General features: G+C 72.4%; 24 protein-coding genes. 20 read left to right on the forward strand and 4 right to left on the reverse strand.

Annotated elements, in window-relative coordinates; all coding sequences use genetic code 11:
• Nucleotides 1–587: 587 nt before the first annotated feature.
• Nucleotides 588–1376 carry an aminoglycoside N(3)-acetyltransferase gene (locus tag ACFIF2_RS12265; RefSeq protein WP_395572619.1) on the reverse strand — a complete coding sequence of 263 codons (789 nt, stop codon included), beginning with the start codon at nt 1374–1376 and terminating at the stop codon, nt 588–590.
• Nucleotides 1377–1536: 160 nt separating this feature from the next.
• Between ACFIF2_RS12265 and ACFIF2_RS12270 the strand changes: the two genes are divergently transcribed.
• The 12 genes from ACFIF2_RS12270 to ACFIF2_RS12325 all read left to right on the forward strand — a co-directional run bounded on the left by ACFIF2_RS12270 (nt 1537) and on the right by ACFIF2_RS12325 (nt 10623).
• Nucleotides 1537–2301: a helix-turn-helix transcriptional regulator gene (locus ACFIF2_RS12270; RefSeq protein ID WP_395572620.1), complete on the forward strand. Its 765-nt coding sequence runs from the start codon at nt 1537–1539 to the stop codon at nt 2299–2301.
• Complete coding sequence (gene sufB, locus ACFIF2_RS12275) at nt 2298–3719, forward strand: Fe-S cluster assembly protein SufB (RefSeq protein ID WP_384962865.1); 1422 nt, start codon at nt 2298–2300, stop codon at nt 3717–3719. Before ACFIF2_RS12270 ends, sufB begins: the two co-directional genes overlap by 4 nt.
• A 59-nt stretch (nt 3720–3778) precedes the next feature.
• Nucleotides 3779–4963, forward strand: a complete 1185-nt coding sequence (sufD, locus tag ACFIF2_RS12280; RefSeq protein ID WP_395572621.1) for a Fe-S cluster assembly protein SufD — start codon at nt 3779–3781, stop codon at nt 4961–4963.
• The gene (locus ACFIF2_RS12285) at nt 4960–5277 is read left to right on the forward strand and encodes a non-heme iron oxygenase ferredoxin subunit (protein ID WP_073721582.1); all 318 of its coding nucleotides are present in this window, start codon (nt 4960–4962) and stop codon (nt 5275–5277) included. Before sufD ends, ACFIF2_RS12285 begins: the two co-directional genes overlap by 4 nt.
• Nucleotides 5278–5284: 7 nt before the next feature.
• Nucleotides 5285–6049 carry a Fe-S cluster assembly ATPase SufC gene (gene sufC / locus ACFIF2_RS12290; protein WP_053762339.1) on the forward strand — a complete coding sequence of 255 codons (765 nt, stop codon included), beginning with the start codon at nt 5285–5287 and terminating at the stop codon, nt 6047–6049.
• A complete protein-coding gene (locus tag ACFIF2_RS12295; protein WP_395572622.1) occupies nt 6046–7302 on the forward strand; it encodes a cysteine desulfurase in 1257 nt (418 codons plus the stop codon). Before sufC ends, ACFIF2_RS12295 begins: the two co-directional genes overlap by 4 nt.
• 17 nt (nt 7303–7319) lie before the next feature.
• A complete protein-coding gene (sufU, locus tag ACFIF2_RS12300) occupies nt 7320–7790 on the forward strand; it encodes a Fe-S cluster assembly sulfur transfer protein SufU (protein WP_395572623.1) in 471 nt (156 codons plus the stop codon).
• The gene (locus ACFIF2_RS12305) at nt 7787–8119 is read left to right on the forward strand and encodes a metal-sulfur cluster assembly factor (RefSeq protein ID WP_073721574.1); all 333 of its coding nucleotides are present in this window, start codon (nt 7787–7789) and stop codon (nt 8117–8119) included. Before sufU ends, ACFIF2_RS12305 begins: the two co-directional genes overlap by 4 nt.
• A 106-nt stretch (nt 8120–8225) precedes the next feature.
• On the forward strand, nt 8226–8546 hold the full coding sequence (locus tag ACFIF2_RS12310) for a DMT family transporter (protein WP_395572624.1): 321 nt from the start codon (nt 8226–8228) through the stop codon (nt 8544–8546).
• Nucleotides 8546–9091, forward strand: coding sequence for a TetR/AcrR family transcriptional regulator (locus tag ACFIF2_RS12315; protein ID WP_395572625.1), 546 nt, complete (start codon nt 8546–8548; stop codon nt 9089–9091). Before ACFIF2_RS12310 ends, ACFIF2_RS12315 begins: the two co-directional genes overlap by 1 nt.
• Nucleotides 9092–9189: 98 nt before the next feature.
• Entirely contained in the window at nt 9190–10179 is a 990-nt protein-coding gene (gene dapD / locus ACFIF2_RS12320; protein ID WP_395572626.1) for a 2,3,4,5-tetrahydropyridine-2,6-dicarboxylate N-succinyltransferase, read from the forward strand.
• 213 nt (nt 10180–10392) lie between these two features.
• The gene (locus tag ACFIF2_RS12325) at nt 10393–10623 is read left to right on the forward strand and encodes a hypothetical protein (protein ID WP_395572627.1); all 231 of its coding nucleotides are present in this window, start codon (nt 10393–10395) and stop codon (nt 10621–10623) included.
• On the opposite strand, the gene dapA is transcribed toward ACFIF2_RS12325, so the two are convergent.
• Nucleotides 10608–11516, reverse strand: a complete 909-nt coding sequence (gene dapA / locus ACFIF2_RS12330; protein WP_395572628.1) for a 4-hydroxy-tetrahydrodipicolinate synthase — start codon at nt 11514–11516, stop codon at nt 10608–10610. The genes ACFIF2_RS12325 and dapA overlap by 16 nt on opposite strands.
• Nucleotides 11517–11675: 159 nt before the next feature.
• Here dapA and ACFIF2_RS12335 point away from each other — a divergent pair, with 159 nt between their 5' ends.
• From ACFIF2_RS12335 to ACFIF2_RS12345, 3 genes are all read left to right on the forward strand, one after another.
• Nucleotides 11676–12095, forward strand: coding sequence for a phage holin family protein (locus ACFIF2_RS12335; RefSeq protein ID WP_395572629.1), 420 nt, complete (start codon nt 11676–11678; stop codon nt 12093–12095).
• The gene (locus tag ACFIF2_RS12340) at nt 12092–12634 is read left to right on the forward strand and encodes a DUF3618 domain-containing protein (RefSeq protein ID WP_395572630.1); all 543 of its coding nucleotides are present in this window, start codon (nt 12092–12094) and stop codon (nt 12632–12634) included. Before ACFIF2_RS12335 ends, ACFIF2_RS12340 begins: the two co-directional genes overlap by 4 nt.
• Before the next feature lie 174 nt (nt 12635–12808).
• Nucleotides 12809–13537, forward strand: coding sequence for an antibiotic biosynthesis monooxygenase (locus ACFIF2_RS12345; RefSeq protein ID WP_395572631.1), 729 nt, complete (start codon nt 12809–12811; stop codon nt 13535–13537).
• 21 nt (nt 13538–13558) lie between these two features.
• On the opposite strand, the gene ACFIF2_RS12350 is transcribed toward ACFIF2_RS12345, so the two are convergent.
• Entirely contained in the window at nt 13559–15388 is a 1830-nt protein-coding gene (locus ACFIF2_RS12350) for an endonuclease/exonuclease/phosphatase family protein (protein ID WP_395572632.1), read from the reverse strand.
• Nucleotides 15389–15689: 301 nt separating this feature from the next.
• Here ACFIF2_RS12350 and ACFIF2_RS12355 point away from each other — a divergent pair, with 301 nt between their 5' ends.
• The 5 genes from ACFIF2_RS12355 (at nt 15690) to ACFIF2_RS12375 (ending at nt 21173) form a co-directional block, all read left to right on the forward strand.
• On the forward strand, nt 15690–17117 hold the full coding sequence (locus tag ACFIF2_RS12355; RefSeq protein ID WP_395572633.1) for a hypothetical protein: 1428 nt from the start codon (nt 15690–15692) through the stop codon (nt 17115–17117).
• A gap of 211 nt (nt 17118–17328) precedes the next feature.
• A complete protein-coding gene (locus tag ACFIF2_RS12360; protein WP_395572634.1) occupies nt 17329–18795 on the forward strand; it encodes a PhoX family protein in 1467 nt (488 codons plus the stop codon).
• Between the two features lie 45 nt (nt 18796–18840).
• The gene (locus ACFIF2_RS12365) at nt 18841–19488 is read left to right on the forward strand and encodes a GntR family transcriptional regulator (protein ID WP_395572635.1); all 648 of its coding nucleotides are present in this window, start codon (nt 18841–18843) and stop codon (nt 19486–19488) included.
• 23 nt (nt 19489–19511) lie between these two features.
• Nucleotides 19512–20528 (forward strand): 1-aminocyclopropane-1-carboxylate deaminase, encoded by a 1017-nt coding sequence (locus ACFIF2_RS12370; protein ID WP_395572636.1) that lies wholly within the window; start codon nt 19512–19514, stop codon nt 20526–20528.
• Nucleotides 20529–20594: 66 nt separating this feature from the next.
• Complete coding sequence (locus ACFIF2_RS12375; protein WP_395572637.1) at nt 20595–21173, forward strand: TetR/AcrR family transcriptional regulator; 579 nt, start codon at nt 20595–20597, stop codon at nt 21171–21173.
• Nucleotides 21174–21276: 103 nt separating this feature from the next.
• Here the strand turns inward: ACFIF2_RS12375 and ACFIF2_RS12380 are convergent, their stop codons facing one another.
• Nucleotides 21277–22485: a TerD family protein gene (locus ACFIF2_RS12380; RefSeq protein ID WP_395572744.1), complete on the reverse strand. Its 1209-nt coding sequence runs from the start codon at nt 22483–22485 to the stop codon at nt 21277–21279.
• Between the last annotated feature and the right edge of the window lie 66 nt (nt 22486–22551).

The raw sequence follows: 22551 nt of genomic DNA on the forward strand, positions 1-22551 counted from the left end.
GGTGCTGAGGCGTCGGCGGAGGCGCGCGGGCGCGCGGAGCGGCGTACGGCGCGCGGGGACGGGCGTGCGCGTCGTGCGCGCTGCACGAGGTGACACTGCTGGGCGCGACGCGCGCGCCCACCGGCCGGGAGGGGGCGCCAGGCGCGCGGGGCCTCGCGGGCCGGCTGGGCACGGCCTGGCGGGCCGTGCGGGGCCTCGCGGGTCGGCTGGGCAGGCGGGTGCGGCCGTGCGGGCCGGGTGGGCTGTGCGGGGCCGGGCCGGGCGTGGGGGGTGCGGCGCGGGCAGGCCCGGGTGTCGTGCGGACCGCTCACGGGCCGTGTGCTCACGGGCCGCGTGCGGGGGTGCACGGTCGCCGGGGCGCGAGGGCCGGTGCGTGCCGTGTGGGCCCCGGGCGTGCCCCGGGGCCTGCGGGGACGGTGGCTGGTGGGCGGTGGTCGTGGTCCGTCCGCCGGGGTGCGAGCCGGCTGGGGCGGGGTGCTCGTGGTGGCTCGCGTGTCGTGCCGACCCTTTCCGGTGTGCCGGAGGCCGCCGGGCAGGGCGGGAGCCGAACCCGTCGGGGTCCCGCGGGCGCGGACGCGTTCGCCCCGTCAGTCGCGCGGGCGGTGCAGCGGCAGCCACCGTTCGGCGTAGGCGACCGCGTCCGCCAGCGGGAACAGGCGGGTGACGGCCGCGCCGACCCGACCGTGCACGACGGGCCGGTCCCGTTCGAAGTCGTGCCCCAGTTCGTCGAAGCGGTCCGAGGTGATCGACACCTCGGTCACCCGCTCCCATCCCACCGGCCCCGGCCGCCCCACCTCCACCAGAGGGGACGGGATGCGGTACTCGGCGAGGTGGAAGGCGGTGCACGCCTCGTAGCCGGCGCCGAGCAGCAGGACCCGGGCGTCCATCCGCTCCAGGGTCGCCAGCGGGCTGCGCTCGCCCAGCCGGCAGTCCCTCGCGTGCCCGGCGACCACCTCCCCGGCGCGCGGGCCCAGCGCGGCGAAGGAGGTCTGCGGATGGGCGCTGCGCAGGGCGCCCGGCCAGGTGCGCACGGTCTCGGGGATCACCCCGACCCCGCGCGAGGGCGTGACCAGCGGGTCGTAGGCGGGCATCGCCGCCCGGACGGTGTCCCACCACTCCTCGGGCACCGGCGGACTCTTCCACAGCGCCGGGTCCGAGAGGTCGCCGGTCTGGGTCGGGACCACCAGCGTGCCGTCCGGTCCGAGCACGTCGAGCAGTGCCTGGACGACCGCGACGGGCCCTCCGCAGACCCACCCGAGGGAGCTGAGGGAGGAGTGCACGAGGAGCGTGTCGTCGGACCGCACACCCAGCTCGCGCAGCCCGGCGGCGAGGGTGCCGCGGGTGACGAGTGGGCCGGTGGGAGGGGGTGTGGGCATGCCCGGGAGTGTCCCCCAGCCCGGTCCGGGACGCCACCGGATTGATCGATCAAAGATCGTTTCCGCAGGTCAGATTAGGTATACCTAAGTGACGCAGGGCACCACTCGATGATCCGGACGCGGCTTGCCCGGCTCCAAGGAATTACGCAACAATGGCGTTGTGAAAAACGTTGGCGAGGCTCCGCAGGAGGAACTCGCGACCGGTGAGCGGTCCACCCGCAACCGCGTCGCGCGCTCCATCCTGGACCACGGGCCGTCGACCGTCGCCGAACTCGCCGGGCGTCTGGGGCTCACCCAGGCCGCCGTCCGGCGTCACCTCGACGCGCTGGTCGCCGACGACGTGGTCGAAGCCCGTGAACAGCGGGTCTACGGCACGCGCACGCGCGGGCGGCCCGCCAAGGTCTTCGCGCTCACCGACTGCGGCCGGGACGCCTTCGACCAGTCGTACGACAAGCTGGCCGCCGACGCCCTGCGCTGGATCGCCGAGCAGGAGGGCGGGGAGAAGGCCATCGCCGCCTTCGCCCGGGCCCGGATCGCCGGCCAGGCGGGCGCGTACCGCAAGGCCGTCGAGTCGGCGCCTCCGGGCAAGCGCACGGAAGCGCTGGCCAAGGCCCTGAGCGCGGACGGGTACGCTGCTACCGCGCGGAGCGCGCCCCACCCCCAGCAGGGCGAGCAGCTGTGCCAGCACCACTGCCCGGTCGCCCACGTCGCCGAGCAGTTTCCGCAGCTGTGCGAGGCGGAGACGGAATTTTTCGCCGAGCTGCTCGGTACGCATGTGCAGCGGCTCGCGACCATCGCGCACGGCGACGGGGTCTGCACCACGTTCATTCCGAAGACCTCGCACGCGGCCGACACGGCGCACGCGTCCACGCACACCGATACCGATATCGCATCTGCAAGCACGGCCGGGAGGAACCCCGCATGACTCTCCCCACGGAGACTGCTCACCCTGAGCTCGAGGGCCTGGGCAAGTACGAATACGGCTGGGCCGACTCCGACACGGCCGGCGCCTCTGCCAAGCGCGGCATCAACGAGGACGTCGTCCGCGACATCTCCGCGAAGAAGAACGAGCCGGAGTGGATGACCAAGCTCCGCCTCAAGGGCCTGCGCCTCTTCGAGAAGAAGCCCATGCCGAACTGGGGCTCGGACCTCTCCGGCATCGACTTCGACAACATCAAGTACTTCGTGCGCTCCACGGAGAAGCAGGCGGAGTCCTGGGAGGACCTGCCCGAGGACATCAAGAACACGTACGACAAGCTCGGCATCCCCGAGGCGGAGAAGCAGCGCCTCGTCGCCGGTGTCGCGGCCCAGTACGAGTCCGAGGTCGTCTACCACCAGATCCGCGAGGACCTGGAGGAGCAGGGCGTCATCTTCCTCGACACCGACACGGCGCTGAAGGAGCACCCGGAGCTCTTCAAGGAGTACTTCGGGACCGTCATCCCCGTCGGTGACAACAAGTTCGCGTCGCTGAACAGCGCGGTGTGGTCCGGCGGCTCCTTCATCTACGTTCCCCCGGGCGTGCACGTCGAGATCCCGCTCCAGGCCTACTTCCGTATCAACACGGAGAACATGGGCCAGTTCGAGCGGACCCTGATCATCGTCGACGAGGGTGCCTACGTGCACTACGTCGAGGGCTGCACGGCTCCGATCTACAAGTCGGACTCCCTGCACAGCGCCGTGGTCGAGATCATCGTCAAGAAGAACGCCCGCTGCCGCTACACGACCATCCAGAACTGGTCGAACAACGTCTACAACCTGGTCACCAAGCGCGCCGTGGCGTACGAGGGCGCGACCATGGAGTGGATCGACGGCAACATCGGCTCCAAGGTGACGATGAAGTACCCGGCCGTCTACCTGATGGGCGAGCACGCCAAGGGCGAGACCCTGTCCATCGCCTTCGCGGGCGAGGGCCAGCACCAGGACGCCGGCTCCAAGATGGTCCACATGGCGCCGAACACGTCCTCCAACATCGTCTCGAAGTCCGTGGCGCGCGGCGGCGGCCGTACGTCGTACCGCGGTCTCGTCGAGATCGGCGAGGGCGCCCACGGCTCCAAGTCGAACGTGCTGTGCGACGCGCTGCTCGTCGACACCATCTCCCGCTCCGACACGTACCCCTACGTGGACGTCCGCGAGGACGACGTGTCCATGGGCCACGAGGCGACCGTCTCCAAGGTCTCCGAGGACCAGCTCTTCTACCTGATGAGCCGCGGTCTGAGCGAGTTCGAGGCGATGGCGATGATCGTGCGCGGCTTCGTCGAGCCGATCGCGAAGGAGCTGCCCATGGAGTACGCCCTCGAACTCAACCGGCTGATCGAGCTGCAGATGGAAGGCGCGGTCGGTTAAGAGCCGCCCCCGAAGCAGTCGCCAGATTTCTGACGTAGGAAGAGAGCAGACCGACAGCCATGGCTGAGGCTCAGAACATCCCCGTGGGGTCCACCACCGCGGGCCAGATCGCGGTGGCCGCCGAGTCGACCGTCGCCACCCGCATGAGCGCGCCCGCGTCCTTCGACGTGGCGGACTTCCCGGTCCCGCACGGCCGCGAGGAGGAGTGGCGGTTCACCCCGCTGGAGCGGCTGCGCGGCCTGCACGACGGCACCGCGGCCGCCTCCGGTGACGGCGTGAAGGTCGACATCGACGCCCCCGAGGGCGTCGTCGTCGAGACCGTCGGCCGGGACGACGCGCGCCTCGGCAGGGCCGGCACCCCGGTGGACCGGGTCGCCGCCCAGGCCTACTCGGCGTTCGAGAAGGCCGGTGTGATCACCGTCCCCAAGGAGACGGTCCTCACCGAGCCGATCCGCATCGCCGTGCACGGCCAGGGCGGCACCGCCTACGCCCACCAGGTCGTCGAGCTGGGCGCCTTCGCCGAGGCCGTGGTCGTCATCGACCACACCGGTGACGCCGTGCTCGCCGCCAACGTCGACTACGTCCTGGGCGACGGCGCCAAGCTGACCGTCGTCTCCGTCCAGGACTGGGACGACAAGGCCGTGCACGTCGGCCAGCACAACACGCTGGTCGGCCGGGACGCCACCTTCAAGTCCTTCGTGGTCACCTTCGGCGGCGACCTGGTGCGCCTGCACCCGCGCGTCGCCTACGCCGGCCCCGGCGGCGAGGCCGAGCTGTTCGGCCTGTACTTCACGGACGCCGGCCAGCACCAGGAGCACCGCCTCCTGGTCGACCACAACGTCCCGCACTGCAAGTCCAACGTCGTCTACAAGGGCGCGCTCCAGGGCGACGACGCGCACGCGGTCTGGATCGGCGACGTGCTCATCGAGGCCGCCGCCGAGGGCACCGACACCTACGAGATGAACCGCAACCTCGTCCTCACGGACGGCGCGCGGGTCGACTCGGTGCCGAACCTGGAGATCGAGACCGGCGAGATCGTCGGCGCCGGCCACGCCTCCGCGACCGGCCGCTTCGACGACGAGCAGCTCTTCTACCTGATGGCGCGCGGCATCCCCGAGATCGACGCCCGCCGCCTGGTGGTCCGCGGCTTCTTCGCCGAGCTGGTCCAGCAGATCGGTGTCCCGGACATCGAGGAGCGTCTGCTCACCAAGATCGACGAGGAGCTGGAGGCGTCGGTCGCATGACCTTCGTACGCGTCTGTGGGGCGGGCGAGCTGGAGGAGGACACCCCGAAGCGGGTGGAACTCGACGGCACGCCGATCTCCGTCGTGCGCACCGAGGGCGAGGTCTTCGCGATCCACGACATCTGCTCGCACGCGAACGTCTCGCTCGCCGAGGGCGAGGTCGACGACTGCCACATCGAGTGCTGGCTGCACGGCTCGCGCTTCGACCTCCGTTCCGGCAAGCCCGACAGTCTTCCGGCGACGCGCCCCGTCCCCGTATACCCCGTAAAGATCGAAGGGGACGACGTGCTCGTCTCCCTCACCCAGGAGTCCTGAGGCACCCATGGCAACGCTTGAAATCCGAGACCTGCACGTCACCGTCGAGGCCGACAACGCCACGAAGGAGATCCTCAAGGGCGTCGACCTCACCGTGAAGCAGGGCGAGACGCACGCCATCATGGGCCCCAACGGCTCCGGCAAGTCGACCCTCGCCTACTCCCTCGCGGGTCACCCCAAGTACACGATCACCGGCGGCACCGTCACCCTCGACGGCGAGGACGTCCTGGAGATGTCCGTCGACGAGCGCGCCCGCGCCGGCCTCTTCCTCGCCATGCAGTACCCGGTCGAGGTCCCCGGCGTCTCGGTCTCCAACTTCCTGCGCACCTCCGCCACCGCCGTCCGCGGCGAGGCCCCCAAGCTGCGCACCTGGGTGAAGGAGGTCAAGGAGGCCATGGAGCGCCTCAACATGGACCCCGCCTTCGCCGAGCGCAACGTCAACGAGGGCTTCTCCGGCGGTGAGAAGAAGCGCCACGAGATCCTCCAGCTGGAGCTGCTCAAGCCGAAGGTCGCGATCCTCGACGAGACCGACTCCGGCCTGGACGTCGACGCGCTGCGCGTCGTCTCCGAGGGCGTCAACCGCGTCCGCGAGACCGGTGAGGTCGGCACCCTGCTGATCACGCACTACACGCGCATCCTGCGCTACATCAAGCCCGACTTCGTCCACGTCTTCTCGGCCGGCCGCATCGTCGAGTCCGGCGGCGCGGAGCTGGCCGACAAGCTGGAGAACGAGGGCTACGAGGCTTACACGAAGGGTGGCGTATCCGCGTGACACAGCTGCCGGGCCTCCTCGACACCGAGGCGATCCGCAAGGACTTCCCCATCCTGGACCGCCAGGTCCACGACGGGCGCAAGCTCGTGTACCTGGACAACGCGGCGACCAGCCAGAAGCCGCGCCAGGTGCTGGACGCGCTCAGCGAGTACTACGAGCGGTACAACGCCAACGTCCACCGTGGCGTGCACGTCCTCGCCGAGGAGGCCACGGCGCTGTACGAGGGCGCGCGCGACAAGGTCGCGGAGTTCATCAACGCGCCCTCCCGCGACGAGGTGATCTTCACCAAGAACGCCTCGGAGTCCCTCAACCTCGTGGCCAACATGCTGGGCTGGGCCGACGAGCCCTACCGGGTGGACCACGAGACCGAGATCGTCATCACGGAGATGGAGCACCACTCCAACATCGTGCCGTGGCAGCTGCTCGCGCAGCGCACCGGCGCGAAGCTCCGCTGGTTCGGTCTGACGGACGACGGCCGCCTGGACCTGTCCAACATCGAGGAGGTCATCACGGAGAAGACGAAGATCGTCTCCTTCGTGCTGGTCTCCAACATCCTGGGCACCCAGAATCCGGTCGAGGCGATCGTGCGCCGCGCCCAGGAGGTCGGCGCGCTGGTCTGCGTCGACGCCTCCCAGGCCGCGCCGCACATGCCGCTGGACGTGCAGGCCCTCCAGGCCGACTTCGTGGCCTTCACCGGCCACAAGATGTGCGGTCCGACCGGCATCGGCGTCCTGTGGGGCCGCCAGGAGCTGCTGGAGGACCTCCCGCCGTTCCTCGGCGGCGGCGAGATGATCGAGACCGTCTCGATGCACTCCTCCACGTACGCCCCGGCCCCCCACAAGTTCGAGGCCGGTACGCCGCCGGTCGCGCAGGCGGTCGGCCTCGGCGCGGCGATCGACTATCTCGACTCGATCGGCATGGACAAGATCCTCGCCCACGAGCACGCGCTGACCGAGTACGCGGTCAAGCGTCTGCTGGAGGTCCCGGACCTGCGCATCATCGGCCCCACCACGGCCGAGGAGCGCGGCGCGGCGATCAGCTTCACGCTCGGCGACATCCACCCGCACGACGTGGGCCAGGTCCTCGACGAGCAGGGCATCGCGGTCCGGGTCGGCCACCACTGCGCCCGCCCCGTCTGCCTGCGCTACGGAATTCCTGCGACCACGCGAGCGTCGTTCTATCTGTACTCCACGCCGGGCGAGATCGACGCGCTGGTCGACGGCCTGGAGCACGTACGGAACTTCTTCGGCTGACGGGACGAGCGAAGAGCATGAAGCTGGACTCCATGTACCAGGAAGTCATCCTGGACCACTACAAGAACCCGCACGGGCGGGGCTTGCGGGATGGCGACGCCGAGGTCCACCACGTCAACCCGACATGCGGCGACGAGATCACCCTCCGCGTGAAGTACGACGGCACGACGGTCAGCGACGTCAGCTACGAGGGCCAGGGCTGCTCCATCAGCCAGGCGAGCGCCTCCGTGCTGAACGAGCTGCTGGTCGGCAAGGACCTGGCCCGGGCGCAGAAGATCCAGGAGACCTTCCTGGAGCTGATGCAGTCCAAGGGCCGGATCGAGCCGGACGACGCCATGGAGGAGGTCCTGGAGGACGCGGTCGCGTTCGCCGGGGTCTCGAAGTACCCGGCCCGGGTCAAGTGCGCCCTGCTGAGCTGGATGGCCTGGAAGGACGCGACGGCCCAGGCGCTGGACGGCGCCGACACCGAGAAGGAGACGACGGCATGAGCGAGACCGTGGAAATGAAGCCGGCCTCCGAGGAGGAGGTCCGCGAGGCCCTGCTGGACGTCGTCGACCCCGAGCTGGGCATCGACGTCGTCAACCTGGGCCTGATCTACGGCGTCCACATCGACGACGCCAACATCGCGACCATCGACATGACCCTGACGTCGGCGGCCTGTCCGCTGACCGACGTGATCGAGGACCAGGCCAAGTCCGCCACGGACGGCCTCGTCAGCGAGCTGCGCATCAACTGGGTCTGGATGCCGCCGTGGGGCCCGGACAAGATCACGGACGACGGCCGCGAGCAGCTGCGCGCGCTCGGCTTCAACGTCTGAGGCGCCCCTGGCGCACGAACGGCGGTACCCCTCGGGGTGCCGCCGTTCCGCTTGGGTACCGCCATTCCGCGCTTCCCGGGCGGTCCCGTTATGTACGCTCGTACACATGGGATATCTGCTCCTGGCCGGAGCCATCGCCGCCGAGGTCGCCGGGACCACCGCCATGAAGTACAGCGAGGGTTTCAGCAGGCTCGGCCCCTCCCTGCTGACCGCCCTCGCCTACGTGCTCTCCTTCGCGCTGCTCGCCCAGACCCTGAAGGTCCTCGCCGTCGGCACGGCGTACGCCATCTGGGCCGGCGTGGGCACCGCCGCCATCGCCGCGATCGGCGTGGCGTTCATGGGCGAGGGCATGACCGTCACCAAGGCCGCGGGCATCGCGCTGATCATCGTCGGCGTGGTCGTCCTGAACCTGGGCGGCGCGCACTGATGTCCCGGCGCCACGACCCCGGGCGGCGCCAGCGGCTCATCGACGCGGCGATCCGGGTCGTCGGCCGCAAGGGCATCGCGGGCCTCAGCCACCGCACCGTCGCCGCCGAGGCGGACGTGCCCCTGGGCTCCACGACGTACCACTTCGCGACCCTCGACGAACTGCTGGTCGCCGCCCTGCGCCAGGCGAACGAGGGCTTCGCCGAGGTGGTCGCCGCGCACCCGGCGCTCGCCGACCCCGGCACCGACCTGGCCGGCGAACTCGCCCGCGTCCTCGGCGAGTGGCTGGCCGGCGACCGCACCGGCGTCGAGCTGGAGTACGAGCTGTACCTCGCCGCCCTGCGCCGTCCCGCCCTGCGCCCCGTCGCGGCCGAGTGGGCCGAGGGCGTCGGCGCCGCCCTCGCCGGCCGCACCGATCCGCTCACGGCACGGGCGCTGGTCGCCGTGCTGGACGGGATCTGCCTCCAGGTGCTGCTGACGGACACGCCGTACGACGAGGGGTACGCGCGGGAGGTGCTGGCGCGGGTGATCCCTCCGGGCCCCTGACCTCGACGGGGGCGTCCGGGGACGCCGTACCGCCCGGCACGCGAGACGCCCGCGGGGCCGACTCGCTTCCAGCGGCGGCGGCCGGTTAGGTTGCCCTCATGACCGACACGACTGCTTCCCGCACCACCGGCGCCGTGGCCGCCGGCCTCGCCACGATCGCCGCCGACGGCACGGTTCTCGACACCTGGTTCCCGGCCCCCGAACTCGCCGCGGAGCCGGGCCCGTCCGGCACCGAGCGCCTCTCCGCCGAACAGGCCGCCGACCTCCTCGGCGGCGGCGCGACCGCGGCGATCGGCCCCGACGCCCGCCGCGGCGTCGAGGTGGTCGCGGTGCGTACGGTCATCGCCTCCCTGGAGGAGAAGCCGGTCGACACGCACGACGTCTACCTGCGCCTGCACCTGCTCTCCCACCGCCTGGTCAAGCCGCACGGCCAGAACCTGGACGGCATCTTCGCCCACCTCGCCAACGTCGCCTGGACCTCGCTGGGCCCGGTCGCCGTCGACGACGTCGAGAAGGTCCGCCTCAACGCCCGGGCCGAGGGCCTGCACCTCCAGGTGACCTCGATCGACAAGTTCCCGCGCATGACGGACTACGTCGCCCCCAAGGGCGTCCGCATCGCCGACGCCGACCGCGTCCGCCTCGGCGCGCACCTCTCCGAGGGCACCACCGTCATGCACGAGGGCTTCGTCAACTTCAACGCCGGCACGCTCGGCACCTCCATGGTCGAGGGCCGCATCTCCGCGGGCGTCATCGTCGGCGACGGCTCGGACATCGGCGGCGGCGCCTCCACCATGGGCACCCTCTCCGGCGGCGGCAACGTCATCATCTCCATCGGCGAGCGCTGCCTGGTCGGCGCCGAGGCGGGCGTCGGCATCGCGCTCGGCGACGAGTGCGTGGTCGAGGCCGGCCTCTACGTCACCGCCGGCACCCGCGTGACCATGCCCGACGGCCAGGTCGTCAAGGCCCGCGAACTCTCCGGCGCCTCGAACATCCTCTTCCGCCGCAACTCGGTCACGGGCACGGTCGAGGCCCGCCCGAACAACGCGGTGTGGGGCGGCCTGAACGAGATCCTGCACAGCCACAACTGATCACCGGCGCACGACGCAGAGCGCCCTCCCGGCAAGGCCCGCCCCGGGCCGGCCGGGAGGGCGCTCACCGTTTCGCGTGCCTTCGTGCGCCCCGTGCCCCGTGCGCCCCCCGCACGTACGGATGAGGGGCCGTGTCCTCCCGGTGGTCTTGGCGGATGAACGGGTGGACGCAGTGTCCGATCAGACGCCGATCAGACGAAACGAGGGCCTGGTATGACGAACGAGCGGGCGAGGACCGTGGCGCGTTGGCTGGCCGGGGCGGGCGCCGCGGCGCTGGTGTGCTGGGTCCCGGCGGGGAGCGCGCACGCCGACGAGACGACCACCGGTTCGCACAACGGCCCCCGGGTGGGCCTCCTCAACGTCAACGTCGGGCAGATCGACGACCCGGCGGAGGACGTCCTGGAACACACGCTGCTGCTCGGTGACGGCTACACCTGGAGCTGACCGGTCAGCTCCTCGTAGGCCGACAGCAGCGCGTCGGTCGTCCCCCGGTCCGCGCGCCGCAGCGGGGCGCGGACCGGGCCCGCGGGCAGCCCCAGCGCGCCGAGCAGTGCCTTGGCCGTGACCGTGCCGGGCAGTCCGGCCGCCATCATCGCCCCGACCAGCGGGACCGCCCGCCGCTGGAGCAGGGCGGCCCGCCCGGTGTCACCCGCGTCGAAGGCGTCGAGGACGGCCCGGAACAGTTCCGGTACGACGTTCGCGACCGTGCTGACGTAGCCCGCCGCGCCGATCGCGTAGAGGGGGAGGATCTGTTCGTCGCAGCCCGCGTAGTACGCCAGGGACGTCCGGGACATCACCTGCTGGGTGCCGAGGAGGTCGTACGAGCAGTCCTTGACGGCGACGATCCGCGGGTGCCCGGCGAGGCGGACCAGCGTGTCGGGTTCGACGCGGGTGCCGGTGCGGCCGGGGATGTCGTAGAGGGCGAGGGGCAGGCCGGAGGCGTCGGCGATCTCCCGGAAGTGTGCCTCCAGGGCGTCCTGCGGGGGCCTGCTGTAGTACGGGGCGACCACGAGCAGGCCGTCCGCGCCGGCCTGCTCCGCCGCCAGGGCCAGCTCCACCGTGTGCCGGGTGTCGGCGGTGCCCACCCCGGCGACGAGCCGCGCCCGGTCCCCGACCGCCTCCCGTACCGCCGTCACCAGCGCCGCCTTCTCGGCGTCCGTGGTGGTCGGCGACTCGCCCGTGGTGCCGGACAGCACCAGGCCGTCGCACCCCCGCGTCACCAGCCGGTCGGCGAGGCGCTGGGCGCCGTCGAGATCGAGCCCGCCGGCCTCGGTGAACGGCGTGATCATGGCGCACAGGGCGCGGCCGAACGGTGCGGGGGAGTGCTCTGTCGTCATGGGAGGAGTGTCGACGGGTTGATCGTGCAGCTCCACTTAATTCTTCTACGAGGTATCGATAAGCGATGCTGCGAGGTGGTGCGGTGTGGAGCGTGGGGGGTAGCGGCGGTCGGCCGGGGGTACCCGGGGTGCTCCCGAACCGAGAGGAGGCGGAACACCGTGACCGGGACCATGCACACCAGGCCGGTGCGCGACGAGCAGCACTCCGTGGGCGAACTCGTCGGTCAGGCCACCGAACAGCTCTCCCGGCTCGTGCGCCAGGAAGTGGCCCTCGCCAAGATGGAGCTGGCCGAGAAGGGCAAACGCGCCGGGCGCGGCGGCGGGATGCTCGGCGCCGCCGGTGCCGTCGCGTACGTCGGTCTGTTCGCCCTGGCCGGCACGGCCACCGCCGCGCTCTCGCTGGTGCTGCCCGTGTGGGCCGCGGCGCTCATCGTGACGGCGGTGCTCTTCGTGATCGCGGGCGTACTGGCCATGATGGGCCGCTCCCAGCTCCGCCGCGCCGTGCCGCCGAAGCCGGAGGAGACCATCGACAGCGTCCGGGCCGACGTGGACCAGATCAGGGAGAGGGCGCATCGATGACCGACGCGACGAGCGGTGACGGCACGAGGTCCGGCTCCACCGCGCAGCCGGTGGGCGGGGCCAAGGGGCCCGACGAGTTGCGGCAGCAGATCGAACAGACCCGCAGCCAGCTCGGCGACACCGTGGAGGAACTGGCGGGGAAGGCAGACGTGAAGGGCCGCGCCAAGGCCCGGGCCGCCGACCTCAGGGACAAGGCCGGCGCCATGACCGTGCAACTGCGCAGCTCCGCCGCGCAGGCCGGGCACGCCGTGCAGGACAGGACGAGCCGGGCCGGGCACGCCGTGCAGGACAAGGCGAGTCAGGCCGGGCACACCGTGCAGAGCAAGGCGAGTCAGGCCGGGCACACCGTGCAGGACAAAGCGGGCCGGGCCGGGCATCGCGAGGCGGACGGGTACGGCGTCGAGCGGGGCGGGCCGGGACGGGCGCGCGGGGCGGTCCGGGCGGGGCTCGCGCATCCGCGGGCGGTCCTGGTCGCCGGGGCGGCGGTCGGTGTCGTGGTCGCGGCGGGCGTGATGCGGCGCCGTCACCATCCCTGCTGAGCACGCCGCGGCAGGACGAGGGGTCTCGGGAACGGGGCCCTTTCGTCGTTCAGGTGACACGCGTTCATGCCGCGCGCCACGAGGGGGCTTGACCTCGACCTTGGTCGAGGTCGGAGGGTGGTGTTCACGCCCGATGCACCCGCATCCGGTGACCACCGAGTCCTGGAGGCCGGTATGACCCGCCGCACCGACGCCCACCCCGACCTCGTCCGCGCGGACGTCCGGGCCTCCTTCTTCAGCACCTGGCGGGTGGGCACCCCCGAGCGGCAGCGGCAGACCGTCGACGCCATCGCCCGCACCTGGGAACGCCGGCCCTGGCCCGCCGACGGCCTGCTGGGCTACCACGTCTACACCGGCCACGACGGCAGCACGCTGCTGCACCACTCGCAGTGGGCGAGCGAACAGGCGTACGAAGCCTTCGTGCTCGATCCGACAGCGGCTCCGCCGCGGGCCCAGCGGCAGGAACGCGTCGACGAGATCGACACCGCCGTGCCGGGCATCGAACGCCTCGGTCTCGGCAGGTACCGGCGCTACCGCGGCGCCACCCGGGAGGACGGGGCGACGCCCGCCCCGGGCTGCGTCGTGGTCGTCGACGTCGAGTTCGAGGGACCCGACCCCGACCGGCAGCGCGCCTGGGTGGACGCCGTCCTGGAGGCCCTGGCGAGCGAGCCGGAGCCGTACCCCGGCGGCATCTCCGCCCACTTCCACCTCAGTACCGACGGCACCCGCGTCCTCAACTACGCCGAGTGGGAGAGCGCCCAGGCCCACATCGACGCCCTCGCCGCACCGGGCGACGGCGTCGGCTCGGCGTCGGCGCGGTGGGAGCGGGTGCGGAACTGGCCGGGCCTGAAGAGCAGTACGGTCGACCGCTACGACCACGCCCTCGGCCTCGTGCCCCGCTGACCCGCCCCCACCGGGCGCCGGCTACGGACGGAACCGCAGCACCTGCGGGTCGTGGTCGCTGATCTGGTCGTGGAACTCGGCGTTGACGTGCACGCTGTCGTACGACAGGTGCCCGGCCCACCGGATCGACGGGCTGACCAGGATCTGGTCCAGGACCTGGCTGTTGCCCTGGTAGACGTACGAGTAGCGCTCGCCGCGCGGCAGCGACTTGACCGCCGACCACAGCGCGCCGCCGTCCTCCAGGAGGCGCGTGGTGGTCGAGAACTCGAAGTCGTTGATGTCGCCGAGGGCGATGACGTCCGCGTTCTGCTGGACGGCGAGGACGTCCTTGACGAAGGTGTTCACGGCCTTCGCCTGGAGGTGGCGCTGGGTCTCCGAGCCGCGCGACGGCGGCTGGTACTGCGCCGTCAGACCCTGGTCGCCGCCCTTGGAGTTGAAGTGGTTGGCGATCACCACGACCGTGCGGCCGCGGAAGACGAACTCGCCGGCCAGCGGCTTGCGGCTGTTCTCCCAGGCGGGGTTCGCCGGGTCCACGCGGCCGGGGGAGTGGGTGAGCGCCGCCTTGCCGCGCACCTTCGTCACCCCGGTCGCGGTGGTCGCGTCGCCGGCCCCGCGGTCGGTGAAGGAGACCCGCTCCGGGTTGAACAGGAACGCCTGGCGGATGTTGCCGCCGGGTTCCCCGCCGTCCGCCTTGTCGGCCGGGTCCACCGAACGCCACTCGTAGCGGGGGCCGCCGGCCGCGACGATCGCGTCGGTCAGCCTGCCGAGCGTCACGCCGGCGGTCACCGTGCCGTCGTCCGTGGCGCCGTTGTCGTCCTGGATCTCCTCCAGGGACACGATGTCGGGCGACGCGAGGTTGTGCGTGATCGCCTCCGCGTGCGCGGCGAAGGTGGCGTCGGACGGGTCGAGGTTCTCGACGTTGTACGTCGCCACCGCCAGCTCGCGGCCGCTCTGCGGGCGCGTCGACTCGCGCTCGGTGCCGCCGCGCTCCAGGGCGCCGACCTCGCTGGCGACCAGGGTGTAGCCGCCGTACTGGTTGTAGTCCAGCGGGCCCGCGGTGGTCCCGGCGAGGGTGTCGCCCACGTTCGCGTCGGGGAAGTCGGCCGGCTTGCCCAGGGACTGGATCTGGAGCCGGCCGGTGTTCTGGGAGTCGTAGGAGCCGTAGACGGTGCCGCCGCGGCGGTTGGCGTTCTCCCAGGGCTTCACCGTGACCCACAGCTCGGTGTACGGGTCGGAGGCGCCCACGACGCGGGCGTCGGCGACCCGGACGTTCATGCCCTCCAGGGACTCGTAGTGGTCCAGGGCGTACGTGGCGGGCCGGAGCGTGAGGCCGTTGACCGAGCCGTTCGCCGCCTCGTCGCCCTCGGGGGCGTAGGCGCGCGGCACGGAGCGGGCGGAGACGGTCGTCGCGGCCGGGACCTCGTTGCCGCTGGAGACGACGGTGAACGTCGGACGGGTGATCTCGGTCAGCGACTGGTTGCCGGAGGAGGTGCCCCCCGGGACGTACTCCGTCACCGTGCCGGAGACGGTGACCGCGTCACCGACGGCGACGCCCTTCGGGGTGGAGCCGGTGAAGACGAAGACGCCCTCGCTGGTGGCCGGGTCGGCGTCCGGCCGCGGATCCTGGATCCAGAAACCTCGGGAGGAGCCGTAGCCGCGCACGCCGGTGACGATTCCGGCCACGTCGGTGACCTGCTTGCCGGCGTACGGCGACAGCCGGGTGCTGCCCTGGATGTCGTGGACGCGCACCGAGTCGGCGTGCGCGGGCGAGGTGAGGACGACGGTGGACGTCACCGAACAGACGGCGGCGACGGTGAGCGCGGCGAGGCGCGCGGAGGACGTGCTGGCCAACGGGATCCCTCCGGGGACGTGACGGAGCGCCGGGACGAGGGTGGGACGCGGGACGCGAGGGGCCGCGGGCCCTCCAGGACCCGAGTGGAGCGGACCTGGGTGAACACTTGTCCCCCCGCCTTCTACGCGCGTCAATCTCCTGCCTGCCCGGGGGAGTTGTCAAGGTTTCGGCCATGTACGGCACCCGTCGGGGAGATGAACCGGGCGGCATGGGTGGAAACCCGTCTAGGCTGAGCGGCTGAGCCGTACGGCGTCCGGATGGCCGTACGGCGGTCACGGCGCGCGAGGAGAGAAACAGCCGATGTCAGACAGCTCCACCCTGCCGCCCGCACGGCTGCGTCCCGAAGCGGAGCTGGCCCGTGACGCGCTGTCCACCCCGCTGCTCGCCCGGGCCGCCCGGCTGGCCCGCTGGGCCGGACCGGACACCCGCGTCGACGCCGGCGGCGGACTCGTCGAGGAGCAACTGCCGGCGGCGGCCGGGGAACTGGGACTGACCGGCGACGACGCCGCGGCCTGTGCGAGCGAGGCGTGGCGGATCGCCGTGGACACCGGGCTCGTCGAGGTCACCGACGAGGAGGCGGGCACCGTCGCGGCCGGCGAGGACCTCGCCCTGCTCACCGGCGGCTCCCCGCGGGACGTGCTCGGGGTGTGGCTCACCGCCCTGGAGGCCGTGCTCGCCGACGCGAGCGTGCCCGACCTCGACGACCTGATCGACGCGATGGCCGAGGGCGGCGAGGTCGACCTGTCGACCCTGGACTGGGACCCGGAGGCCGAGGCGGAGTTCCTCGACGGCGTGCTCGGCAACCTCTACCTGCTCACCGTCGGTGAGGACGGGCCCGGCGACGGCCCGGTGCCGCTGCCCGCGCTCGCCGCGTCCGTCATCGTCCCCAGCGACATGGGCGAGCCCACCAACGACGTGCTGGAGCAGGTGTCCGACGCGATGATGCGGCTGGACGACCAGTTCCGGCTGCTGGAGCCCGTCGGCCTGGTCGCCTACCGGCCGGTGGACGAGGCCCTGATGGCCGACGGGGACGAGGAGCCCGCGGCGCCCGTCGACGAGACCGACGTCGCCCGGTACGGCATGGTGCGGCTCACCCCGCTCGGCCTGTACGGGCTGCGCGCCCGGCTCCTGGAGGCCGGGTTCGACGCGCCCGCCGTCGGCGACCTCGCCGACAAGGGCGCCGACGCGCTGCTCGACGGCACGGCGCCCTTCCCGCCGGCCGCGGCCCACGCCGAGACCGAGCTGTGGCTGGCCGGGCGGGGCCCGCTGGACGCGGCCCGCGAGCTGCTGGCGGCGGCGCGCGGCGCGGACACCGGCGCGCCCCTGCGCCGGCTGCGCTGCCAGCAGGCGCTGTCCCTGGTCGGCGCCGAGGCGGAGCCCGCGCTGCGGGAGGTCCTCGACGACGCCGAGCTGGGCGGCCTGGCCCGGGTCTGGCTGACCGAGCACGGCGCGCGGGACGTACCGGCACCGCCCCAGGAGATGGTCTTCTGGCTGACCATCGACACCGTGGCCGCCCAGCTCGCGGCCGAGGGCAACTCCGAGGAGCTGCGCGCCCTGGTGGAAGGGCTGGCCCGGCAGCACAGCGGGTTCTTCGACACCGCCTGGCGGGTCGACCACCCGGCCACGCCGGACGTCCTGGAGGCGATGGGGCGGCTGCACCCCGACAAGAAGGTCGCGAAGGAAGCCCGCAAGGCGGCGTTCAAGGCGCGCTCGCAGCAGGGCGGCTGACACGCGCGCCGGTCGCGGTCCGGTTCACACCGGTCGGCGGCCGGCGGGGCGGGCGGCGGTGCGCTCCCCGGTCTGCTCGCCGCACGGATTCACGCAACCCGGCAGGGAGAGGTCGCGCCCAGTTCAACCGCCGTTCAGGCGCGGGCGCAACCGTGTCGCCGAACCGAGGTCCGCCATCCTCCACGGCACGTCCACCGTCACAGGAGACACCATGTCGCTCACCCGCAGGGACTTCGCCGGCCGATCGGCGCTCACCGGCGCCGGAGTCGTGCTGGCGGGCAGCGTCGGCGCCCTCGCCACCGCCCCGAACGCCCTCGCGTCCACGGACACCGAGAGCGCGGGGGAGGAGCACGGGGAGCGAGGGCACGGACACGCGCACGACGGGGTCGGTTACGGGCCCCTGATCCCCGACCCGGACGGCATCCTCGCCCTGCCCGCCGGCTTCCGGTACGAGATCATCACGTACTGCGGCCGGACCAGGCTGGAGTCGGGCGAGTACACCCCCTCCAACCACGACGGCACCGCCACCTTCGAGGGACCGCGCGGCACCACGCTCCTCGTCAACAACCACGAACTCGGCGGCCACCGCGACGACTGGCCGCACCCCGTCCCCCTCACCGAGGGCCTCGTCTACGACCCCGCCGCGGCCGGCGGCTGCACGGTCGTCGAGGTCCGCCGCGGCGGCCACGTCGCCGAGTGGGTCGGCATCGCCGGCACCGCCACCAACTGCGCGGGCGGCAGCACCCCGTGGGGCACCTGGCTGACCTGCGAGGAGACCGAGGACAAGGCCGGCGAGGAGGGGATGACCAAGGACCACGGCTACGTCTTCGAGGTCGACCCCGAGGACCGCCGCGCCAACCGGGACCCCAAGCCCGTCAAGGCGCTGGGCCGCTACGCCCACGAGGCCGTCGTCGTCGACCCCAAGCGCGGCCACCTCTACCTCACCGAGGACGCCTCCCGTCCCAACGGCCTCCTCTACCGCTGGGTCCCGCCGGAGGGCTTCCGGCACGGCCGCGGCCGGTTGCGCACCCTCGCCGACGACGCCGGTGTCCTCCAGGCGTTCAAGTGCTTCGACTCCGGCGGCAGGTTCGTCGACGACCTCTCCCGCGCGACGAAGACCGGCACCGTCTACGGCGTCGACTGGATCGACGTACCCGACCGCGACGCGCGCACCGTCTCCGTGCGCAAGCAGTTCACCGACGGCCAGGTCACGCGGGCCCGCAAGCTGGAGGGCATGTGGTGGGCCGACGGCGGTGCCTACATCGTCTCCTCCTACGCCCGTGACGAGAGCCCCGGCCGCCCGCACGACGGCCAGGTCTGGTTCTACGACCCGAGGCGCCGCACCCTGACGCTGAAGGTCCTGCTCGGCGTCAACGTCGACCCCTCCGCCGACGGCGCCTTCGACGGCCCGGACAACATCACCGTCTCCCCGTACGGCGGCCTGGTCATCGCCGAGGACGGCGACGGCGTCCAGCACCTGTTCGGCGCCACCGACAGCGGGCGCACCTACCCCATCGCCCGCAACGATCTGAACGTCGGCTCCGAGCAGGAGCCGGAGTACAGCGAGTTCACCGGCGTCACCTTCTCGCCCGACGGAAAGACCCTCTACGCCAACATCCAGGACCCCGGCATCCTGCTGGCGATCACCGGGCCGTGGAAGCGGCAGAAGCGGCGGTAGTCGCGCCCTTGTCGGCGGCCGGTACTGACATCTAACATTTCAATTGTGGAGGCCATCCGACCCGTACCCCGCACCCTGCTCCGCGACCGCGCGCACGAGGTGATCCGGGACGCCATCGTCGCCGGGGAGATCGAGCCCGGCGCGATCGTGCGCGACGCCGACCTGGCGGAGCGGCTGGGGCTGTCCCGGGCCCCGGTGCGCGAGGCGTTCTCCCGGCTCGTGGACGAGGGGCTGCTGGAGAGCAAGCCGCAGAGCCACACCCGGGTCACCCCCGTCGTGGCCGCCGAGGTGCGGGACGCCGCCGCCGTCGTCGGCGCCATGCACGAACTGGTCACGCGGGTCGCCGTACCCCGGCTGGGGGAGGCGGACCTCGACGCGATGCGCGCGGCCAACGAGCGGTTCGCGGCGGCCGTCCACGCGGGCGACGTCGACGGTGCCCTGCGCGCCGACGACGAACTGCACCACGTCCTCGTCCGCGCCGCCGCCAACCGGGCCGCCGCCGCCACCGTCGCCCGCTACACCCCGCTCATCCGCCGCCTGGAGCGCCGCCGCTTCGGCGAGGGCGGCACCTGCCGGTCGGCCGGGCTGCACGACAGGCTCATCGAGGCCTGCGCGGCCGGTGACACGGACACGGCGCTGCGGGTGACGGCGGAGATCTGGCGCGGCCTCGAGGAACTCGCCGGCCCCGACTGATCCGGCCCGACCCAGGAGGACCCATGTCCCTTGCCTCGTACGCGCGTTACCCCCTGCTCCTCGGTCCCTCGCCGGTGCACCGGCTGGAGCGCCTCACCGCGCACCTCGGCGGGGCCGCGCTCTGGGCCAAGCGGGAAGACCTGAACTCCGGCATCGCCTACGGCGGCAACAAGACCCGCAAGCTGGAGTACCTGGTCGCCGACGCGCTCGCGCAGGGCTGCGACACCCTGGTCTCCATCGGCGGCGTGCAGTCCAACCACACTCGCCAGGTCGCCGCCGTCGCCGCCCGCGCCGGACTCAAGTGCGTATTGGTGCAGGAGAGCTGGGTCGACTGGCCCGACGCCGTGTACGACAAGGTCGGCAACATCCTGGTCTCCCGGCTCGCCGGGGCCGACGTGCGGCTGGTGCGGGCCGGGTTCGGCATCGGCTTCAAGGAGAGCTGGGAGCAGGCCCTCAGGGAGGTCGAGGACGCGGGCGGCAAGCCGTACGCCATTCCCGCCGGTGCCTCCGACCATCCGCTCGGCGGGCTCGGCTTCGCCGGCTGGGCCCACGAGGTCGCCGAGCAGGAACGGGAGCTGGGCGTCTTCTTCGACACCGTCGTCGTCTGCTCGGTGACCGGGTCGACGCAGGCCGGCATGGTCGCCGGGTTCCGCGCGCTGGAGGAGGCGGGCGGCCGGCCCCGACGGGTGATCGGCGTCGACGCGTCCGCCTCGCCCGCCCGCACCCGGGAGCAGATCGCCCGGATCGCGCACCGCACGGGACAGCTCATCGGCGTGACGAAGGAGCTGACGGAGGCGGACGTCGAACTGGACGAGCGGTATCACGCGGGCACGTACGGCATCCCCGACGAGACCACGCTCGCGGCGATGCGGCTCGCCGCCCGCACCGAGGGCATGATCACCGACCCGGTCTACGAGGGGAAGTCGATGGCGGGACTGGTCGACCTGGTCGGGCGCGGCGAGATCGGCGGCGACGCCACCGTGCTCTACGCCCACCTCGGCGGGCAGCCGGCGCTGAACGCGTACAGCGCGCTGTTCTAGCCACCGGGGCCGGGTGGGCGCGCGGTAAGGTGCGGCGAGCATCGTCTGTGGGCAGGGAGTAGTGGGATGGCGCAGGTCAGGCCCATGCGCGCGGACGCCCGCCGCAATCGTGAGCGGCTGCTCCAAGCCGCGGCGGTGGCCTTCGCCGAGCACGGGGAGGGCGCCTCCCTGGACGACATCGCCAAGCGCGCGGGCGTCGGGACCGGCACGCTCTACCGGCATTTTCCGACGCGGCAGGCGTTGCTGGAGGCCGCCTATCTCGGCCGGATCGAGGCGATCGCGGCACGCGCCGGTGTGATCGCGGCCGAGCGGGCGCCGGGCGAGGCGCTGGTGGAGTGGCTGAACGAACTCGCCGTCGGAATGATCGAGGTCCGCGGGATGAAGGCGCTGCTCGGCACCGCCGTCACGGCCGGCGGCTCGGCGGTGGACACGGCGTGCGGCGACTGCCTGCGGAGCGCGGCGCGGCGGCTGGTGCGGGCGGCGCGGGAGGAAGGGACGCTGCGGCGGGACGTGGAGCCGATCGAGGTGCTGCGGCTGGTCCACGGGGTGGCGACGGCGGCCGAGGCGGCCGACGGGACGGACGGCACGGACGGCCGGTCCGTGCGCCGGTATCTGGCGCTGGTGTGGGGCGGGTTGCGGGCGTGAGCCGCGGGCGGCGCGGGCGGCGGGGCGCACGGCACCGAGGAGGGGTGAGGGGCCGGGCCGGTGGGGCGCCCCGCCGTGCGGGAGCGCCCACCGGCCCGGGCGTCTACAGCGCCTTCGCCGCCGGCTTCACCATGCCCCGGACGGTGCGGGACTTGACGAACTCGCCCATCGCGGTCATCTCCCACTCGCCGGAGAACTGGCGGATCAGCTTCGCCATCATCACGCCGGTCTGCGGCTCGGCGCTGGTGAGGTCGAAGCGGACCAGCTCCTCGCCGCTCGCGGCGTCCATGAGACGGCAGTACGCCTTGGCGACCTCCGTGAACTTCTGGCCGGAGAACGAGTTGACCGTGAAGACCAGGCCGCTGACCTCCTGCGGGAGCCGGCCCAGGTCGACCGTGATCACCTCGTCGTCACCGCCGCCCTCGCCGGTGAGGTTGTCCCCGGAGTGCTTGACGGCGCCGCCGACGATGGACAGCTTGCCGAAGTAGCAGCTGTCGATGTGGTTGCGCTGCGGGCCGTAGGCGATCACCGAGGCGTCCAGGTCGATGTCCTTGCCGCGGTACGCGGGCTCCCAGCCGAGGCCCATCTTGACCTGGGAGAGCACCGGACGGCCGCCCTTGACGAGGGAGACGGTCTGGTTCTTCTGGAGGCTGACCCGGCCCTTGTCGAGGTTGATCTTCCCGGCGCCCGGGGCGGGGGCCGGCGGGGCGGCCGGGGCCGCGGGCGGGGCGGCGGGCATCGTGGGCGCGGCGGCGGGCGCCGGCGGCGGGGTGGCCGCCTGGGACCGCGGCGGCGCCGGCTGGGCGGCCGGGGCGGCGGGCTCCTCCACCGAGACGCCGAAGTCCGTCGCGATGCCGGCGAGGCCGTTGGCGTAGCCCTGGCCGACCGCGCGGGCCTTCCAGGCGCCGTTGCGCAGGTAGACCTCCACGATCACCAGCGCGGTCTCGGTGCCGAGCTGCGGGGGCGTGAAGGTGGCGAGGACGGAGTTGTCGTCGGCGTTGCGGATGGTGGCGGTCGGTTCGATGCCCTGGAAGGACTGCCCGGCGGCGTCCGGGCTGGCGGTGACGACGATCTTCTCGATGCCCGGCGGGACGGCGGTGGTGTCGACCACGATCGCGTCCGGGGCGGTGCCCCCGCCGGAGCGGTAGGTCACGCCCTGGCCGGTGGGCTGGTTGTAGAAGATGAAGTCGTCGTCGGAGCGCACCTTGCCGTCGGCGGTGAGCAGCAGGCCCGATACGTCGAGCCGCACGGGCGCGGCGACGTCCACCGTCACGCGGGCGGCGGCCAGGGGGATGTTCGAGCCGGGGGTCATAGCTGTCATGCCGGGTGAACGAGCGAGGGCGTTTTACCGTTCCCTTACCCGGGGGCCAATCAGGGG

The sequence above is a fragment of the Streptomyces sp. BK79 genome, from assembly GCF_044142145.1.
GTDB lineage: Bacteria > Actinomycetota > Actinomycetes > Streptomycetales > Streptomycetaceae > Streptomyces.

What these genes read in the sequence shown, in the direction of transcription:
- ACFIF2_RS12310 (WP_395572624.1), top strand. Translation starts at nt 8,226, where the DNA reads ATGGGATATCTGCTCCTGGCCGGAGCCATCGCCGCCGAGGTCGCCGGG.
- sufC (WP_053762339.1), top strand. Translation starts at nt 5,285, where the DNA reads ATGGCAACGCTTGAAATCCGAGACCTGCACGTCACCGTCGAGGCCGAC.
- sufD (WP_395572621.1), top strand. Translation starts at nt 3,779, where the DNA reads ATGGCTGAGGCTCAGAACATCCCCGTGGGGTCCACCACCGCGGGCCAG.
- dapD (WP_395572626.1), top strand. Translation starts at nt 9,190, where the DNA reads ATGACCGACACGACTGCTTCCCGCACCACCGGCGCCGTGGCCGCCGGC.
- ACFIF2_RS12340 (WP_395572630.1), top strand. Translation starts at nt 12,092, where the DNA reads ATGACCGACGCGACGAGCGGTGACGGCACGAGGTCCGGCTCCACCGCG.
- ACFIF2_RS12345 (WP_395572631.1), top strand. Translation starts at nt 12,809, where the DNA reads ATGACCCGCCGCACCGACGCCCACCCCGACCTCGTCCGCGCGGACGTC.
- dapA (WP_395572628.1), bottom strand. Translation starts at nt 11,516, where the DNA reads ATGACGACAGAGCACTCCCCCGCACCGTTCGGCCGCGCCCTGTGCGCC.
- ACFIF2_RS12360 (WP_395572634.1), top strand. Translation starts at nt 17,329, where the DNA reads ATGTCGCTCACCCGCAGGGACTTCGCCGGCCGATCGGCGCTCACCGGC.
- sufB (WP_384962865.1), top strand. Translation starts at nt 2,298, where the DNA reads ATGACTCTCCCCACGGAGACTGCTCACCCTGAGCTCGAGGGCCTGGGC.
- sufU (WP_395572623.1), top strand. Translation starts at nt 7,320, where the DNA reads ATGAAGCTGGACTCCATGTACCAGGAAGTCATCCTGGACCACTACAAG.
- ACFIF2_RS12315 (WP_395572625.1), top strand. Translation starts at nt 8,546, where the DNA reads ATGTCCCGGCGCCACGACCCCGGGCGGCGCCAGCGGCTCATCGACGCG.
- ACFIF2_RS12380 (WP_395572744.1), bottom strand. Translation starts at nt 22,485, where the DNA reads ATGACCCCCGGCTCGAACATCCCCCTGGCCGCCGCCCGCGTGACGGTG.
- ACFIF2_RS12375 (WP_395572637.1), top strand. Translation starts at nt 20,595, where the DNA reads ATGGCGCAGGTCAGGCCCATGCGCGCGGACGCCCGCCGCAATCGTGAG.
- ACFIF2_RS12305 (WP_073721574.1), top strand. Translation starts at nt 7,787, where the DNA reads ATGAGCGAGACCGTGGAAATGAAGCCGGCCTCCGAGGAGGAGGTCCGC.
- ACFIF2_RS12265 (WP_395572619.1), bottom strand. Translation starts at nt 1,376, where the DNA reads ATGCCCACACCCCCTCCCACCGGCCCACTCGTCACCCGCGGCACCCTC.
- ACFIF2_RS12285 (WP_073721582.1), top strand. Translation starts at nt 4,960, where the DNA reads ATGACCTTCGTACGCGTCTGTGGGGCGGGCGAGCTGGAGGAGGACACC.
- ACFIF2_RS12370 (WP_395572636.1), top strand. Translation starts at nt 19,512, where the DNA reads ATGTCCCTTGCCTCGTACGCGCGTTACCCCCTGCTCCTCGGTCCCTCG.
- ACFIF2_RS12355 (WP_395572633.1), top strand. Translation starts at nt 15,690, where the DNA reads ATGTCAGACAGCTCCACCCTGCCGCCCGCACGGCTGCGTCCCGAAGCG.
- ACFIF2_RS12325 (WP_395572627.1), top strand. Translation starts at nt 10,393, where the DNA reads ATGACGAACGAGCGGGCGAGGACCGTGGCGCGTTGGCTGGCCGGGGCG.